Origin of the sequence: Enterobacter hormaechei ATCC 49162, assembly GCF_001875655.1 — a bacterium.
GTDB classification, from domain to species: domain Bacteria; phylum Pseudomonadota; class Gammaproteobacteria; order Enterobacterales; family Enterobacteriaceae; genus Enterobacter; species Enterobacter hormaechei.
In genome coordinates, this window is sequence record NZ_MKEQ01000001.1 from 591355 (window position 1) to 610435 (window position 19081).

The window sequence follows — 19081 nt, forward strand, 5'->3', positions numbered from 1 at the left end:
CGCAAAGATATCCTGCGTGCCGTTACGGTCAACGTCGGCGGCGGTCTGGCTCACCACGTAATAGCCACGGGTGTTGCTCAGCGTATTGCCGGCATAGGTCGAGCTATCGCTGCTGGAGTAAGACTGACCGTTAGCAATGATATTCCACAGGCCGCTGCTGTTCGTGCCGACGGTCATGGTCGAGTTATTCAGGTTACCCGCAGTGGTCGCCCAGTCGGTATTCACCGAGGTGGTATCGATCACCAGGCTACCGGTTGCCGTACCGGTGGTGTTACCGTTGCCTGCGCTACTCTTCACCTGCGCGGTTACGTCGTAACTCGCCACACTCAGGGCATCGCTGTCCGGGATCTGTAGATACCAGGTATTGTGATCCGGGTCGACGACCACCGCACCGCCGGTCTGGGAGGTGTAGGTTTTCCCGTTCACCGTCACCACCAGATATTCACCGTTCACCAGGTCTGCGGAGACCGTACCGCTGACAATCGGCGTGGTATCCGAGGTGGTCTGGGCAGTAATCGCCGCCGTGGTGGTTGGGATGCTGGTATCGACGTTCAGCACAAAGCCATCCGATTCCGTGTAGTTACCGGCTTTGTCGGTGACGCGCAGAATGTAAGTGTGATTCCCGTCGAGCAGGCCGTTGTCCTGATAGGACCAGCTTGCGCTGCCATTCATCGTGACCTGACCCAGCAAGATCCCGTCCCGGTAAAGCTGCACGATTTCGCCGTCTTCCGGTGCCCGGTTAAGCGTACCGTTGATCAGCGGCGAGGTATCGTCCGTCGCGACTGATGCGCCGTACGTGCCCGTACGTTCACCTTCCCCGTCGGTATAGCTGACTACCGTTCCCACAGTGGCTGGCGGCGTGGTATCAACCGTTACCACCTGCGAAGAGGTTGAGCCGACGTTGCCCGCCTGGTCGATGATCCGCACCTGGTAGGTGTAATCCCCGTCCGCCAGATCGCGGGTATCCGTATAGCTCCAGCGCTGGTTAGTGACGGTGGTGTCAATCCAGGTATTACCGCCGTCCAGGCTGATCTGTACGCGCTCGTCGCTGGCCAGCGTGCTGCCCAACGAGCCGTTGATCGTCAGCGAGGTGTCCATGGTGATGAAATCACTCCCGGACTGCCCGGTATCTTCGCTGATGCTGTCAATGGTGATGCCGTACTGCGGCGCCTGGGTATCCACCGTCACGTCCTGCGTGGTGGTGGCCCCGACGTTGCCCGCCTGATCGACAACCCGCACCTGATAGCGGTAGTCGCCGTCGGCCAGGGTGCGGGTGTCGTTATAACTCCACCGGGTGCCGCTTACCGTGGCGTAACCCCAGGTGGTGCCGCCATCCATGCTCACCTGCACATACTCACCCGCCCCGAGTTCGGCCCCGAGCGTCCCGTTGAGCGTGTACGAGGTCGAACTGGTCAGGAAGTCGTTATTGTCGAAGCCGGTATCGACGGTGATGTTATCCACGGTCACCGTAATCGCCGCATCCGGCGCGACCGTATCGACCGTCACCTGCTGATGAGCGCTTGCACCCACGTTGCCTGCCGCATCCACTACGCGAACGTAGTAGTCATAGGCCTGGTTACCCAGCGTGCGGCCGTCCACGTAGTACCAACTATTGCCGGTGACGATCACGTTCTGCCAGGTGATCCCGCCGTCGATGCTGATCTGGGCATATTCGCCGTCGGCCAGCGTTGCGCCGAGCGAGCCGTGCAGCGTCAGGGAGGTATCATTGGTGATAAAGTCGCTGCTGCTCAGGCCGGTATCGTCGCTGATGCTGTCGATAGCGATCGTTTTGCTGGCGTCCGGCGCGACGGTATCAATGGTCACCACCTGGCTGGTGGTGGCACTGATATTCCCCGCGTCGTCAATCACCCGCAGCTGATAGTTGTAGTCTCCGTCGGCCAGCGTGCGGCCATCAACATACGTCCAGCTCAGGCCGCTGACGCTCACGTCAGTCCAGGTCGCGCCACCGTCCAGGCTGATCTGGGCGTGGTCACCGCTGCCCAGGGCCGCGCCGAGCGTCCCTTTCAGGCTGATCTGGTTGTCGCTGGTAATGAAGTCGCTGTCGGACAGGCCGGTATCCTGCGAGACGGAATCCACGGTAATGGCCGCCGCCGCAGGCTTCGTCAGATCGATTACCACGTCCTGGCTGTCCGTCGCCCCAACGTTGCCCGCAATGTCGATCACGCGCACCTGATACGGGTACGTACCGTCGGTCAGGGTGCGGCCATCGGTATAGCGCCAGGTGGTGCCGGTGACGGTCAGGTCAATCCAGGTGGTACCGCCGTCGAGGCTGATCTGCGCTTTCTCGTTATTGCCGAGCTGCGCGGTCAGGGAACCGTTCACCACCACCTGGCTGTGGTTGGTGATGAAGTCATTCGCACTGAGGCCGGTATCGTTTTGCAGGGAATCAATGCTGATCCCCATCGACGGCGCGGTGAGATCCACGGTGACGGTGTGGTTATCGCTGGCGCTGTTGCCGATGGCGTTGCTCACCTGCGCGTTAATCACGTACGAACCGCCGTCTGCCAGCGCGGTCACGTCTGCGCTGCCAACCGTATAGCTCCAGCGGCCGTCCGCCTGCACGATGGCCGTGTAGGTTTTGCCGTTAAGCGTGATGGTCACCGTCTGGCCCGTTGGCGCATCGGTGGTGCCGCTGATAACCAGCGGCGTGCCGTGCTCGGCGGCATTGACGATATCGTCCTGCGCAAAGGTGTTAATGGCGATGTTCGGCACGTCGCCGTTCAGCGTCACGTTATGCGTTGTGCTGCCCGGGTTACCCGCTTTATCGCTCACCGTCGCGGTAAGGGTGTAATTCCCGTCGGTCAGGCCGAGGAAATCACGCCCCGGCACGAAGACGGACCAGGAGCCGTTCGCCGCCACGGTCGCCTGATAGCTGTGGCCGTTGAAGGAGACGGTCACCGTCTGGCCCTGCTCCGCGGTGGTGGTCCCGCTGATGGTCTGTCCCGCCAGCTGTTCGGTGTTGTTGACGATATCATCATCGGCCACGGTGCTGATAGTGACGGCTGGCGCGACGGTATCGACCGTCAAGGTATGCGTCGTCTGGCCGCTGTTACCGGCTTTATCGTTGACCGAGGCGGTCAACGTCAGCGCACCCTGGCTCAGTGCAGCCAGATCGACCGCCGGAACATCCAGCGTCCAGGTCCCGTTGTTTGCCACAAGCGCAGTGTAGGTTTTGCCACCCAGCGTGACGGTCACCGTCTGGCCTGCTTCCGCACTGGAAGAGCCGTGTACGGTGAGCGGCTGCTGGGCTTCCGCCGCATTCAGCACATCGTCGCCCGACAACGTGTTCACGCTAATCACCGGCGCGGTGGTATCCACGCTGAGCGTATGTGTTGCCGAGGCGCTGTTACCGGCGCTGTCCTGCGCCGAAACAGTAACCTGATAACGTGCGCCATCCGCCAGGGCGCCCACGTCGGCGGCCGGTACGGTGGTCTGCCAGGCGCCGTCGCTCTGGATGGTAGCCGTATAGCTCTTGCCGTTCAGGGTGACGGTGACCTGCGTGCCGTTAGCAAACTGCGCGCTGGAGCCATTGATGACCAGCGATGCGCCCGCTTCTGCCGCATTGATCACGTCATCGCCGCTGAGGGTATTGACGGTCAGCGCGACCGATGCGGTATTAACTACCACGTCGTGGGTCTGCGTGCTGCTGTTGCCTGCGCTGTCGGTGATCGTCGCGCTGAGGGTCACGGTGCCGTCGGTCAGGGCAGAGATGTCGCTGGCAGGAACGCCCACGCTCCATTTGCCGCTGGCGTCAACGGTGGTGGTGTACTGGTTCGAACCTATGGTGACGATCAGCTTATCGCCAACGCTGGCGCCGGTTGCGGTGCCGCTGACGATTTGCGCCTGCCCGTGCTCCACGCTGTTGATGACGTCATCGCCCGCCACAACGTTAAAGCTGACGGTCGGCGGGGTGGTATCAAGCGTAATCGCTTTCCCCGCGCTGCCCGGGTTACCTGCGGCGTCACTCACGCTCACCTGCACGGTGTAGCCGTTATCCGCCAGCGCGGACAGGTCGGTGCCCGGTACGTTCACGCTCCAGAGGCCGCCCTGCTGCACCTGCGCGGTATAGCTCTTACCGCCCAGCGTCACGGTGACGGTCTGACCAACTTCCGCCGTGGTGGTGCCGGAAATGGCCACGCCCGCAGCCGCTTCGCTGCCGTTGATCACGTTATCGCCTGCGACCGTTTCAATCGTCACGGTTGGCGCCGTGGCATCCACACTGTACTCACGGCCCGCAGACGCGCTGTTGCCGTTCACATTGGTAACGCTCACCTCCACGCTGGCGTCGCCGTCTTTCAGACCCGCCAGATCCGAGGATGGCACGGTCGCCGTCCAGTTACCGTCGGCATCGACTTTGGCGGTGTAAGACTTGCCGCCAAAGCTGATGGTCACGGTCTGGTTCTCTTCTACGTTGGAGGTGCTGCCGGAAAGCACCAGATCCGCGCCTTTCTCCGCCGCGTTAATCACGTCGTCGGTGGCGATGGCATCGATGCTGATCGCCACGGCTGCCAGATCGACGGTCACGTCGTGGCTGATGGTGACCGGGTTGCCCGCCGCGCTCTGGCCCGCTACGGTGACGGTCACCGAGCCTGCGGCCAGAGCGCCCACGTCTGCCGCCGGGATCGCCGCGCTCCAGGAGCCGTCTGCCAGTACCGACGCGGCATAGGTCTTGCCATTCACGGTGACGGTGAGCGTTGTACCCGCCGCCAGCCCGTCGCTTGAGCCAGTGACGATTAGATTCTGACCATGCTCAATGCTGTTGATCACGTCGTCGCCCGCCACGGTATCCACGCGCAGCCCCGGCAGGCTGGCGTCGATAGTGATATCGCGCTCGCCCGTTCCCGTATTGCCATGGTCATTAGTGACGGTCGCTGACACCGTTAAATCGCCGTTGCCCAGCGCCGTCAGGACGGAATCCGGCACGTTGACGGACCAGCTGAGATCGCTCTGTACCGTCGCGGTATAGATGTTGCCGCCGATGTTCACCGTCACGGTGTTGCCGATGTCCGCGTTCGCCACCTTACCGGTAATGGACTGGCCTGCGGCCACTTCCGCCGCGTTGATGACGTTATCCCCCGCCACGGTATTGATGGTCACGGTTGGCAGCGCGGTATCGACAAGCAGGTTCGCAGAACTGCTCACGCTGTTGCCCACGCCGTTGGTGGCTGTCGCATTCAGGGTGTAGCTGGCTTCACCGAGGCCTGACAGATCCGCAGCCGAAACCGTCAGGCTCCAGGTGCCGTCTGAGCCAGTCGTCGCCTTGTAGTTTTTACCGTTCAGGATCACGGTCACCACGGTGCCTTCCGCCAGGTTGGCGCTGGTGCCGCTGACGGTCAGATCCTGCCCTTTTTCTACCGCGTTCAGGACGTTATCGCCGCTGATGGCGTTGAAGCTGACCGACGGCAGACCGGTATCGACGATCACGTTATGCGTGCCGCTGCCGGTGTTGCCCGCCGCGTCGGTGACTGACGCAGTGACGATCACGCTGCCGTCGCTGAGGCCTGAAATCACATTTGCCGGAACGCCCACGCTCCAGTTACCCGCCGCGTCCAGTACGGTGGTATAAGTCTGGCCGCCGATCGTGACGGTGACCTTATCGCCCGCCGCCGCGCCGGTGGCGGAGCCGCTGATGATCTGCGCCTGATTGTGCTCGGCCACGTTAATCACGTCGTCGCCTGCCACGGTGTGGATGGTCACTGCCGGAACGGTGACGTCCACCATCAGGGTGTGGTCCACCGACGCCGGGTTGCCCGCCTTATCGCTGACGGAGGCGGTGACCGTCACGCTGCCGTCGGTTAATCCTGCCAGATCCGCCGCCGGAACGTTCAGCGTCCAGCTGCCGTTCGCGCTGACGGTTGTGGTGTAATCTTTGCCGTTCAGCGACACGGTCACCGTCTGGCCCGCTTCGGCGGTGCTGGTGCCGGAGATTGCCAGGTCAGACTGCGCTTCTGAGGCGTTCAGGATATCGTCGGTGGCAATCGTGTTGATGGTCACGGACGGCGCGGTAGCATCCACGCTGTACTCGCGGCCCGCCGAGGCACTGTTGCCGTTCACGTTGGTGACGCTGACCTGCACGCTGGCGTCGCCATCCTTGAGGCCAGCCAGATCCGCTGACGGCACGGTGTAAGTCCAGTTGCCGCTGTCGTCCACGGTGGTGGTGTAGATCCTGCCGTTCAGACTGATGGTCACGGTCTGCCCGGCTTCCACGTTGGTGGTCGCACCCGACAGCACCAGATCCGCGCCCTTCTCCGCCGCGTTAATCACGTCGTCGGTGGCAAGCGCATTGATGCTGATGGCAACGGTAGCCAGATCCACGGTCACATCGTGGCTGATGGTGATCGGATTACCCGCCGCGCTGTCACCGGTTACACTGATTTTCACGGTGCCTTCCGGCCACGCGCTCACGTCGGTGGACGGTATCGCCGCGCGCCAGGTGCCGTCTGCCAGCACCGTTGCCGCGTAATCTTTACCGTTGACGGTAACCGTCAGCGCCGTGCCCGGCGCCAGCCCGTCGCTGGAGCCTGAAACAATCAGGTTCTGCGCGTGCTCAATGGTGTTGACCACATCGTCACCCGCCACGGTATCCACACGCAGCCCCGGCAGGTTAGCGTCGATAGCGATCTCGCGTTCGCCGGTGCCGGTGTTGCCGTGCCCGTTGGTGACGGTCGCCGTCACGCTCAGGCTGCCGTTGCCGAGTGCGGTCAGCACGTCAGACGGCACATTCACGGACCAGGACAGATTGTTCTGCACCGTTGCGGTGTAGCTGTGGCCGCCGATAGTCACGGTCACGGTGTTGCCCGCTTCGGCATTCGTCACGGTGCCGCTCAGGGTCTGACCTGCCGCCACTTCCGCCGCGTTGATGACGTTGTCGCCCGCCACGGTGTTGATGGTGACGCCAGGCAGCGCGGTGTCGACAAGCAGGTTCGCAGAACTGCTCACGCTGTTGCCCACGCCGTTGGTGGCTGTCGCATTCAGGGTGTAACTGGCCTGACCGAGACCGGCCAGATCCGCAGCCGGAACCGTCAGGCTCCAGGTGCCGTCCGCCGCAGTTGTCGCCGTGTAGTTTTTGCCGTTCAGGGTCACGGTGACCACGGTGCCTTCCGCCAGGTTGGCGCTGGTGCCGCTGACGCTCAGATCCTGGCCTTTTTCTACCGCGTTCAGGACGTTATCGCCGCTGATGGCGTTGAAGCTGACCGATGGCAGACCGGTGTCAACGGTCACATTATGCGTGCCGCTGCCGGTGTTGCCCGCCGCGTCGGTGACTGATGCAGTGATAGTCACCGTACCGTCGCTGAGGCCGGAAATGACGCTGGCCGGGACGCCCACGCTCCAGTTACCCGCCGCGTCCAGTACGGTGGTATAAGTCTGGCCGCCGATCGTGACGGTGACGGTATCGCCCGCCGCCGCGCCGGTGGCGGAGCCGCTGATAATCTGCGCCTGATTGTGTTCAGCCACGTTAATCACGTCGTCGCCTGCCACGGTGTGGATGGTCACAGTCGGAACGGTGACGTCCACCGTCAGGTTGTGGTCCACCGATGCCGGGTTGCCCGCCTTGTCGCTGACGGAGGCAGTGACCGTCACGCTGCCGTCGGTTAAACCTGCCAGGTCCGCTGCCGGAACGTTCAGCGTCCAGCTGCCGTTCGCGCTGACGGTTGTGGTGTAATCTTTGCCGTTCAGCGACACGGTCACCGTCTGGCCTGCTTCAGCGGTGCTGGTGCCGGAGATTGCCAGGTCAGACTGCGCTTCTGAGGCGTTCAGGATATCGTCTGTGGCAATCGTGTTGATGGTCACGGACGGCGAGGTAGCATCCACGCTGTACTCGCGGCCCGCCGAGGCGCTGTTGCCGTTCACGTTGGTGACGCTGACCTGCACGCTGGCATCACCGTCTTTCAGACCGGTCAGGTCCGCAGACGGCACCGTGGCGGCCCATTTCCCCTCAGCGTCCACCGTGGCGGTGTAGTTCTTGCCGCCGAAGGTGATGGTGACGGTTTGATTTTCCTCCACGTTCGCAGTGGTGCCGGAGAACACCAGATCCGCGCCCTTCTCCGCCGCGTTAATCACATCATCGGTGGCGATGGCGTCAATGCTGATGGCGACGTTTGCCAGATCCACCTTCACATCATGGTTGATAGTCACCGGATTGCCCGCGCTGCTCTGGCCTTCAACGTTCACGGTGACCGTGCCTGCGGCAAGGGCACTTACGTCCGCTGAAGGGATCGCCGCGCGCCAGGTGCCGTCTGCCAGCACGGTGGCCGGATAGGTTTTACCGTTTACGGTGACGGTCAGCGCTGTGCCCGCCGTCAGGCCGTCGCTTGAACCCGTGATAATCAGATTTTGCCCGTGTTCGATGCTGTTAATCACGTCATCGCCCGCTACGGTGTCCACGCGCAGGCCCGGCAGATTCGCGTCGATAGTGATATCGCGCTCGCCGCTGCCGCTGTTGCCCACGCCGTTCGTGACGCTGGCGGTCACGGTCAGATCGCCATTGCCCAGCGCGGTGAGCACAGTTCCCGGTACGTCGACGGACCAGGTGAGATTGTCCTGTACCGTTGCGGTGTAGCTGTGGCCGCCCACAGACACAGTCACGGTGTTGCCCGCTTCGGCATTCACCACGGTGCCGCTAATGGTCTGGCCGGTTGCCAGCTCTGCCGCGTTGATCACGTCGTCACCCGCCACGGTGTTGATGATGACGCCCGGCAGAACGGATTCAACGTTCACGGTGTGCGAGGTGCTGGTGCTGTTGCCGACGCTGTCTGTTGCGGAGGCCGACGCTGTCTGTTGCGGAGGCCGACACGGTGTAAAGCGCTTCACCCAGTTGCCCCACCTCGCTCGCCGGAACGGTTGTGGTCCATTGGCCATGGGTATCCACCGTGGCGCTGTACGCTTTGCCGTTGAGCATCACGGTGACCACCGCGCCCGCTGCCAGCCCGGAAGCCGTACCTGTGATGGCCAGATCCTGCGTTTTCTCGCTGCTGTTGATCACATCGTCACCGGACACGGTGTCGATGTTCAGCACCGGCGCGGTAAGGGTGACTTCAACCTCGTGCGTCGTGCTGTTGCTGTTTCCGGCTTTGTCGGTCAGCGCCGCGGTGATGGTGTGATCCCCGGCGGTCAGGGCACTCACGTCCGCCGCAGGCACGCCCACGCTCCACTTGCCGGAAGCATTCAGGGTCGCGCTGTAATCTTTGTTATTGATGGTAACGGTCACCACATCGCCCGCCGCCGCCCCGGTCACGGAACCGGTGACAATCAGGGCCTGCGCGTGCTCGGCGCTGTTTATCACGTCGTCGTCAGAAACGGTGTTGATGGTCAGTTGGGGCACCGTGGTATCCACCAGCACATCGCGATCCGCCGAGGCCGGGTTGCCCGCTTTATCGGATACGGCTGCCGTGATGGTGTAGTTGCCGTCGGTAATCCCGCTTATATCCGCAGAAGGAACGGTCACGTTCCAGCCACCGCCAGACTGCACGGTAGTGGTGTAGTCCTTGCCGTTCAGCGTGACGGTCACGGTCTGTCCGGCTTCAGCATTAGTGACGCCGTTGATGACCAGATCCTGCTGCGCTTCGGCGGCATTGATGATGTTGTCGTCGCTGACGATTTCAATGGAAACCGTCGGCGCGGTGGCGTCCACGCTGTATTCACGGCCCGCCGAGGCGCTGTTGCCGTTCACGTTGGTCACGCTCACCTGCACGCTGGCGTCGCCGTCTTTCAGTCCGCCCAAATCGGCAGACGGTACGGTCGCCGTCCAGTTGCCGCTGGCATCCACCGTCGCGGTGTACGACTTGCCGCCGAAGGTGATGGTAACGGTCTGGTTTTCTTCCACGTTGGTGGTCGAGCCAGAAAGCACCAGGTCCGCGCCTTTCTCAGCCGCGTTGATTACGTCGTCCGAGGCAATCGGGTTAATGCTGATGGCGACGGCCGCCAGCTCTACTTTCACGTCGTGGCTGATGGAAACCGGGTTACCCGCCGCGCTCTGGCCTTCCACGGTCACGGTGATCGTGCCTGCGCTCAGCGCGCCGACGTCCGCCGCCGGAATAGCCGCCGTCCAGGTGCCGTCCGCCAGCACGGTTGCCGCGTAGGTTTTGCCGTTGACGGTGACCGTCAGCGCCGATCCGCTCGCCAGCCCGTCGCTGGAGCCGGTGATAATCAGGTTTTGACCATGCTCGATGCTGTTGATCACATCGTCGCCTGCCACGGTATCCACGCGCAGGCCCGGCAGGCTGGCATCAATCGTGATGTCGCGTTCGCCGGTGCCGGTGTTGCCGTGGCCGTTGGTCACGCTCGCTGTTACGGTGAGATCGCCGTTACCGATAGCGGTTAAGACGTCAGACGCCACGTTAACCGACCAGCTCAGGTCATCCTGAACCGTCGCCGTATAGGTGTTGCCCCCGATACCGATCGTGACAGTGTCACTGCTCGCCGCGCCGCTCACTTTCCCGCTCAGGGTTTGTCCGGAAGCCACTTCCGCCGCGTTAATCACGTCGTCGGTGGCAACCGCATTAATGGTGACCTGCGGCAGCGCGCTGTCGACCAGCACGCTATGGCTGGTGTTCGCGCTATTACCCGCGGTATCGGTCACGCTGGCCGTCACGCTATAGCTCGCTTCGCCCAGTGCCGAGAGGTTTGCCGCCCGAACGGTGACGCTCCAGTTACCGCTGGCATCGGTGGTGGCGGCGTAACTGATACCGTTCAGGGTTACGGTGATGTGGGTCCCGTCCGGCTGGTTGCTGGTGCCGGAGATCAGCAGATCCTGGCCTTTTTCGGTCGCGTTGATCACGTCGTCAACCGCCAGGGTGTTGATGGCAATCACCGGCGCGGTCAGGGAGACGTCAATCGCGTGCGTGGCGCTGGTGCTGTTGCCCGCTTTATCGGTGAGCGTGGCGGAGATCGTCTGATCGCCGTTAGCCAGCGCGCCCACGTCCTGCGCCGGAACGCCCACGCTCCAGTTACCGGCACCGTCCAGCATTGCGGTGTAGTCTTTGCCGTTCAGGGTCAGGGTAATCACATCCCCCGCCTGCGCGCCCGTCACCTTGCCGGAGACAATCAGCGCCTGGCCGTGCTCGGCAATATTAACAATGTCGTCGCCCGCCACAATGTTGAAGGTAATCTGCGGCACGGTCGTGTCGACCAGCACGGACGCTCCCGTGCTGGCCGGGTTGCCCGCTTTATCGGACACGGTCGCCGTGACCGCCGCGCTGCCGTCGGCGATCCCCGCCAGATCCGCCGCCGGTACGTCCAGCGTCCAGCTGCCGTTCGCCTGCACCTGGGCGGTGTACTGATTGCCGTTGAAGGTCACGGTGACCGTCTGGCCTGCTTCGGCAGTAGACGTCCCGCTCAGGGTCAGATCCTGCGCCACCTCTGCCGCATTCAGCATGTTGTCACCGCTGATGGTGTTGATCGTGACCGCTGGCGCGGCGGTATCGATGCTGAATGCCTGAGAGGAAGAGGCCGCGTTGCCGCTCACGTTGGTCACGCTGACCTGCACGCTGGCGTCGCCGTCCTTCAGGCCGCCCAGATCGGCAGCCGGTACGGTGCAGGTCCAGTCGCCGCTGGCATCGACCGTCGTGGTCCAGGTTTTACCCGCAAAGATAATGGTAACGGTCTGGCCCGCTTCAACGTTCGAGGAGGAGCCGGACAGCACCAGATCCTGGCCTTTTTCTGCCGCATTCAGCACGTTGTCGTCCGTCACGCTGTTGATGCTTATCGCCACCGGGGCGAGATCGACATCCACAACGGTACCGATGTTCACCGGGTTGCCGGAGGTATCCTGCGCGCTGGCGCTGATGGTGAGCGACCCGTCCGCCCACCGGGAGACGTCGGCGGCCGGAACCGCAGCCTGCCAGGTGCCATCCGCCAGTACCGAGGCGGAATAACTCTTGCCGTTGATGGTCACGGTGACGGTGCTACCCGCCGCCAGGTCGGTACTGGTGCCGGAGATAACCAGATTCTGCGCGTGTTCAATAACGTTAATGACGTCGTCACCGGCGACGGTATCAATGCGCAGGCCGGGCAGCTGGGCGTCAATGGTGACATCGAGGGAAGACGATCCGGTATTGCCGTGCGCGTTCGTCACGCTGGCCGATACGGTCAGGTCGCCGTTGCCGAGCGCGGTTAACTGACTCTGGGTTAACGGCAGACTCCAGGTGAGATCGTCCTGTACGGTAGCCGTGTATGTCTGCCCGCCGAGGATAATCGTGACGGTATCGCCCGATGCCGCGTTAGAAACCTTTCCGGTCAGGGTTTGCCCTGCGGCCACTTCCGCCGCGTTGACGATATTGTCGCCCGCGAAGTTGTTGAAGGTAACAACCGGCAGCGAGCTGTCCACCAGCACATCGTGCATGACAGCGGCGCTGTTGCCCACATTATCGGTGACGCTCGCCGTTACGGTGTAATTCGCTTCACCCAGCGCGCTCACCGCAGAGGCGGGTACGGTAACACTCCAGTTGCCGCTGGCGTCGGTGGTGGCGGTGTAGTTGATACCGTTCAGAGCAACGGTGATGGTGGTTCCTTCCGGCTGATTGCTGGTACCGGAAAGCAGCAGATCTTCGCCCTTCTCTGCCGCATTGATCACGTCATCCGCTGCCAGCGTGTTAATACCGATAACGGGCGTCACCGTATTGACCACTACATCCACTGAACTGCTGCCGGTGTTGCCGGACCGATCGGTCACGGAAACGTTAATGGTCCAGGTGCCGTCCGTCAGCCCCTGAACGACGGACGCAGGCAGGCCGAGGCTCCAGTTGCCTGCCGCATCCACCACGGTGGTGTAGTCCACGTTATTGATGGTGATGATGACCAAATCACCCGCCGCCGCGCCGGTGACGGAGCCGCTCAGGATCTGCGCCTGAGCATGGGCCAGCTGGTTAACGGTGTTGGTGTCGGTGACGAAATCGTTGATGATCACCTGCGGCACAGTGGCATCCACCAGCCCAACGCGGTCCGCGCTGCTGCTGTTGCCCGCCACGTCGCTGACGGTGGCCGTCACGGTGACATTGCCATCGGTCAGCGCGCCGACATCGGCGGCAGGCACGTTCAGCAGCCAGCGACCGTCCGCCTGGACCGTGGTCTGGTAAGATTTACCGTTCAGCGTCACGGTGACCGTCTGACCCGTTTCAACGGTTGTGCTGCCGCTGAGCACCAGATCCTGCTGCGCTTCTGCCGCATTAATGATGTTGTCGTCGGTCAGGTTATCAAGCGTAATGGCTGGCGGCTGCGTATCGACGATCACCACGCGTGAGGCGTCCGCGCTGTTGCCGTTGCCGTTAGTCACGCTGACGTTCACCTGCGCACGCCCGTCGATCAGCGTTTCCATCGCACTCGCCGGAACGGTCAGGTGCCAGGAGCCGTCCTGCTGCACCTGTGCGGTAAAGGTTTGATCCGCGAATTTCACCACCACGGTCTGCCCTGCCTCCACGCCCTGCGTCTGACCAGAAAGCGTGACATCCGCGCCTTTTTCCGCCGCGTTCAGCATGTCGTCAGTGGTTACGGTATCGATGGTGACGGCCACCGCGTTCAGGTCAAGCTCGATCGGGTGTTCAGCCGCTACGGTGTTGCCCCAGGCATCTTCCGCGCTGACGCTGACGGTCATGCCCCCCGCCGTCCATGCCTGAAGGTCTGCCGCGGGCACGCCAATCTGCCATTTGCCGCTGGCGTTAACCGTGGTGACGTATTCGACATTATTGATGGTGACGGTAATCCGTGTACCTTCGGCCAGATGCGTGCTGGCGTCGGTGACGGCCAGATCCTGCTGCTGCTCGATGGCGTTAATCACGTCATCGCCAGAGATTGTGTTCACGCGCAGGCCCGGCAGTTCGGCGTTGATATTGATATCACGCTCGCCGGTGCCCGTATTGCCGTGCGCATTGGTGACAGAGGCGCTGAAGGTTAAATCCCCGTCGCCAAACGCCTGGAGGTCGGCTGAGGGGATCGTCACGCTCCATTTCAGGTCGCCGCCAACCGTCGCGGTGTAGCTCTTGCCGCCCACGGTGACAGAGACGGTATCGCCCGCCGCCGCGCCGGTGACGCGTCCGCTGAGGGTTTGGTCAACCGCCGCTTCAGCGTTATTGACCAGGTTATCACCGGCAAAGGTGTTGACGATCACCTGCGGCAGCGCGGTATCGACCAGCAGATTCGCCTCGGCGGAGCCGCTGTTACCCACGCTGTCGGTGCCGCTGACGCTGACGGTGTAGAGGGTATTCGCCAGATCCAGCACGTCGGAAACCGGCACCTGAACGGACCAGCTACCGTTCTCAACGGTGGTCTGATAGTTAACGTTGTTCAGCGTCACGGTGACGGCGCTGCCGTTCGGCAGATTACTGGTCCCGCTCAGGCTCAGGGGCTGCATGGCCTCCTGCGCATTCAGGACGTTATCCTGGCTGATGGGGTCAAGGGTAAATTCCGGCGGGTTGCCGCTGAGCGTAATGCCGTGCGTCGCGCTGCCGGTGTTGCCCGCCGCATCGGTCACGGAGACCGAAATGCTGTGGCTACCTTCCCCCAGCGCGCCAGTGACGGAGGCAGGCACGCCAACGCTCCAGCTGCCATCCGCCTGGACGACACCGGTAAAGGTCTTGCCGCCAACGGTCACGGTGACAACGTCGCCCGCCGCCGCGCCGTTCGCCTGGCCGGAAATAATCTGCGCCTGCCCCTGCTCGCTGGTGTTCAGAATGTCGTCGCCCGCGACGGTGTTGATGGTGACCACCGGCGCTGCGGTATCGACGGTGAAAACAGCCGTAGCGGATGAACCGTTCCCCGCTTTATCACTGACGTTTACCGTCAGGGTGTGCTCGCCGTTAGCCAGCGCCTGTACTTCACTGGCCGGAAGCGTAACGGACCAGGTGCCGTCGCTGCCCACAGTCGCCGTGTGATTTTTGCCGTTCAGCGTGACCGTCACAATCTGGCCCGCTTCTGCATCAGTTTTACCCGTCAGCGTCAGGGGCTGACCATGTTCAGCCGCATTGATGATGTTGTCCTGGGCGATCGTGTCGACAGAAATCGCTGGTGCAGCGGTATCGACGCCAATCGTCTGGCTGCCGGACACGATGTTGCCCGCCGTGTCTTTTCCGCTGACGTTGACCGTCCAGGTACCATCGCCCAGCGCCTGTGCGTCGGCAGCAGGGACCTTCACGCTCCATGCGCCGTTTGCCCCCACTTCTGCGGTATAGGTTTTACCGTTGAGCGTGACGGTAAGCGCCGTTCCCTGCGCCAGGTTTTTGCTGGTGCCGGACAGCGTAAAGCCAGCGGACTGCTCGCTGGCGTTGATCACGTTATCGCCCGCCGTGGTGGCGAGCGTCACGCTGGCATCCGCTGTAGAAACGGTTACGGTGATACTGCCCGCAGAGGTCGTTTTACTGCCGTCGATCTGCACGACGGACCAGGTATGTTCCCCGTCGGCCTGGGTCGGGAGTGTTACCGTCCAGGTGCCGTCCTTCGCGACCATGGTGCTGGCGATGGTGCTGCCGCTGCCGTCTTTAACCTGTATGGTCGCGCCCGGCTGCCCGGTACCGCTGAAGGTGGGGGTGTTATCATCCGTGACCGCTTTTGCACTCAGCACGCCCTGCTTGTCACCCGCGTTGTCCGTCAGCAAAAATGTCGGCGTGGCGCTTTCGACTTCTTTTGTATTATCAATAACCCTGGTTTTTGTTTCGCCATCGCCGCCATGAGCCAGCAGAGCGCCGATCGCACCGCCCCCTAACGCCGCACCGGCAATCCAGCCCCACGGCGCATCGCTTAAGACGCTTCCCTGCTCCAGGAAAGGTTCAATGCTGCTAATGGGTGCAGCCTGGGCGGTTAATTCGGTGGCAGCAACGCCTGATGCTTCCCCGGCATCGGCAAATGAAATATGCGTCAACGCCTGGTTATCGTTAAATACCAGTTCGGAATGATTATGGGTTTCCGCGTCTTCGACAAAATAATTATTGCAGCGGATCACGCTGCCATCTTTCATATAAATGAGGAGGTCATTCCCCTGGCGGACATAACGCACCACGTCCTGAGCTGAACCCTGAATTTCAATCACGCTCGGCGATGAAATAGAGACCGAGAGATTCCCTTCACCGGTTAATTTCGTCTTCTCTGCCGTTTTGCGAATGATGACATCAACAACTTTTGCGTTACTCATATTCTTCTCCTTGCAGGTACGCGTATTCCTGTGGATATGTCCACCAGAGGGATGTAGCTATCCTTGGGAAAAATCACCCATTATTGTCTGACTTATTTCGCGCAGAAAGGCGCGCCTTTTTTAACTTAAATCAGGTAATTTGGCGGCAGCGTTTTTCTCTATTCCGATAAGAGGCATGAGATTATCCACCGCCGAGGCGTAATTAATCGCCGCACTCCAGCCATCGTATTCAGCCATTATTTTCGCTGAGGTGGCAGACCAGACATCCTGTTCCACGCTGAGCAGATCGTTAATGCTGCGTTTGCTCAGGGTATATTCATTTTTGTAGACATCGCGGGCGCGCAACGCATTCTCCAGCTGACGTTTCCCGGCCTCCATCCGTCCTTGCGCCCCGGTCCAGTCGGCCTGTGCGACGGAGGCTTTTTGCAGGACATCAAAACGGGCCTGATCGACCTGGGACGATGCCATTGCCCTTGTGCCCTCGGCCTGACGGACGCGCGCCGAGACCGCGCCGCCCTGATAAAGTGGTGCATCAATATTGAGCTGGATCTGATCATCCCAGTACGCGCGATTATCAGACTCATACCGGGTGCGGCCCCCTTTCAGGCTTAAGGTCGGCCAGTGCTGAGACTTCGCGGTTTCTACGCCGTACTGGGCTGAACGCTCCATGTTCTGCGCGGCCATCACCGTTGGGATCAGTGAATAATCAATCCGATTGAGCGAACCCGGCTCCACGGCCAGACCTCCCGGAACCGGCGAATAGCGTTCAGCCTGTATGCCAGTTAAGACCGCCAGCCGCGCGCGGGCGCTGTTCAGAGACGCATTGTACTGCTCTACCGTCGCCTGCATCCCGGCAATACGGGTGCGGGTCTGAAGCTCATCAGAGGTGGAGCTTACGCCAGCATCGGCGCGAAGTTTTGCCAGCTGCTCAACGTTTTTAAGCGCCTGCACATTCTCTTTTGCCGCCTGCAACAGATCGCTGTAGCGTTTCACTTCCACATAGCTGAGGGCCGTTTTTTCCGCGACGGCAGACATCGTGCTCATCAGCTGGTAGCGATAGCTGTCACGCTGAGCTGAAGACTGGCTGATGCTGTTGTTGGTCTTGCCAAAATCGTACACCAGCTGCGTCAGGCTTAGCCCCCAGGCTGCGGAATTTCGCAACGAGCCGCTGGAATCGGTGGTCTGGCTATGACCTGTACTCCCGTTCAAGGCTATTTGTGGCATCCAGCCACTGCGCGCTTCGTCTATTTGTGCCTGGCCGATCCCCAGCTGCGCTGCCTGCTGGCTCACCGAGGGGTCGCGATCGAGAGCGAAAAGAATACTTTCTTTCATCGTCATTGCGGCGACGGGAGATATCCCCGCCAGGCCGTTATTTGCATTAGCCGCAGACACCGTCAACGAAATTAAGGTCAGGGAGGCAGATAATCTGAGTAACCGGTAATTGCATTTCATCTTCTTTATATCCCCCGACGCCAGGTGGCAGTTAAATAAATACCCAGGAAGAGGTACAAATAATTCTCCAGTGATCCCTCACTCCTTCTCGATTAATTTTGGTAATAGTTCCCCACACCCATTTCAATTGAGATGAGAGCCGTTCATTCTCTTTTTTCTTTTAAGAATTTACTTAAATATTTATCGATTCGCAGCATAACAAAATGTGATATGTGCAACCACACCCACAATGTTAATGTGGTGTTAAAAATAAGAAAAAAGATGGAGTTTCTGGACAGCGCGTTATAAAAGGCCTTTCGAATGAAACATATAAACCCTCTGTAATATAAAGAAAATTCTAAAATTAGTGGGTGTACATTTTTGCGTTAATTTCACCCCGAATCAGACACAAAGATTTTCAAAGAAATGTCAATTTAAGTAATCCAGTGAACAAAATCGAATTATTTTACTTTAAAAATAAAAAATCATGGATATATTAACTAATTTATAATTACAAATTAGTTTGTAATTCTGATTTTACCCAATAGTCCGGCAGCTTAAGCCAAATTTTTTAATTAAACATAGCGATAACAACATACTTAAAAGATTCATACATGTTTTTGATGCCTGATTAATGCAAAATCAATAATCACATTATTAAACTGTTTTTGGGTAACATCCCGTGTCTGTCCCGATTCCCTTTCCTGCAAAATGCTGTAAACTGCGACGTATTGCAACATTTTGCAGGATCTGTTTCTCATGCATAAAACCGCCAGACAAAAATATGTGCTTGATATTATTACTGAACAAGGCCAGGCGAGCATCACTGAGCTGGCAGACAAATTGCAGGTTTCGGCAGACACCATCCGCCGCGATCTGACCGATCTGGAAAAACAGGGGCTGGCGCAGAAAAACCATGGCGGCGCCATCGCGCTCAATCTCTCGACGATGACCCGTGCGAGCAGGAATACCTTGCTGCCTGAAATTAAGCAGCGGCTGGGTAAACAGGTTGCGCAGTGCGTTCCTGCCGGTTCAACGCTTTTTCTTGACGCCGGGAGCACGCTTCTGGCCGTGGCCTCTTTCCTTCAGGGGCCGCTGACCCTCATCACCCCTTCTCTTGATATCGCCCAACAGGTTAGCGACAGGGACGATATTGACCTGATCCTGCTCGGCGGCAGATGGGATCAGAAACAGCGCCTGTTTGCCGGAAGTGCCACCCTTTCCCTGCTATCTCGCTATCGGGCGGATATTGCCATTCTTGGCGCCTGCGCCATCCATGCCGAACTCGGATTAAGCGCCAGTCAGGAGGCGGATGCCGAGGTGAAGCGAGCCATGCTGGCCGCAAGCCAGACACACTGGATAGTCGCCGACCATCTGAAACTCAACCAGTGCGAACCGTATCTGGTGTCGGGGTTATCGCAGATCCATCAACTGTTTTTAGATCGTCCCTGGGCAGAGCTTGGGGACCATAGCGCCTTGCAGGTTACCGTTTGCGCGCATTAACGTGGAGAA

General features: G+C 60.4%; 2 protein-coding genes and 1 pseudogene. 1 reads left to right on the forward strand and 2 read right to left on the reverse strand.

Features of this window, described 5'->3' with window-relative positions:
* Positions 1-23: 23 nt before the first annotated feature.
* Together BH712_RS02940 and BH712_RS02945 are read right to left on the reverse strand one after the other, a co-directional pair.
* Positions 24-16138: pseudogene (locus BH712_RS02940) on the reverse strand (Ig-like domain-containing protein); the annotation flags it as partial.
* Positions 16139-16258: 120 nt separating this feature from the next.
* Positions 16259-17590 (reverse strand): TolC family outer membrane protein, encoded by a 1332-nt coding sequence (locus tag BH712_RS02945; protein WP_006810572.1) that lies wholly within the window; start codon positions 17588-17590, stop codon positions 16259-16261.
* Between the two features lie 738 nt (positions 17591-18328).
* Between BH712_RS02945 and BH712_RS02950 the strand changes: the two genes are divergently transcribed.
* On the forward strand, positions 18329-19072 hold the full coding sequence (locus tag BH712_RS02950; RefSeq protein WP_006810570.1) for a DeoR/GlpR family DNA-binding transcription regulator: 744 nt from the start codon (positions 18329-18331) through the stop codon (positions 19070-19072).
* The last annotated feature ends 9 nt before the right edge of the window (positions 19073-19081 follow it).

Excerpts from the sequence above, each read along its gene's own strand:
- BH712_RS02950 (WP_006810570.1), top strand. The coding sequence starts at position 18,329 with ATGCATAAAACCGCCAGACAAAAATATGTGCTTGATATTATTACTGAA.
- BH712_RS02945 (WP_006810572.1), bottom strand. The coding sequence starts at position 17,590 with ATGAAATGCAATTACCGGTTACTCAGATTATCTGCCTCCCTGACCTTA.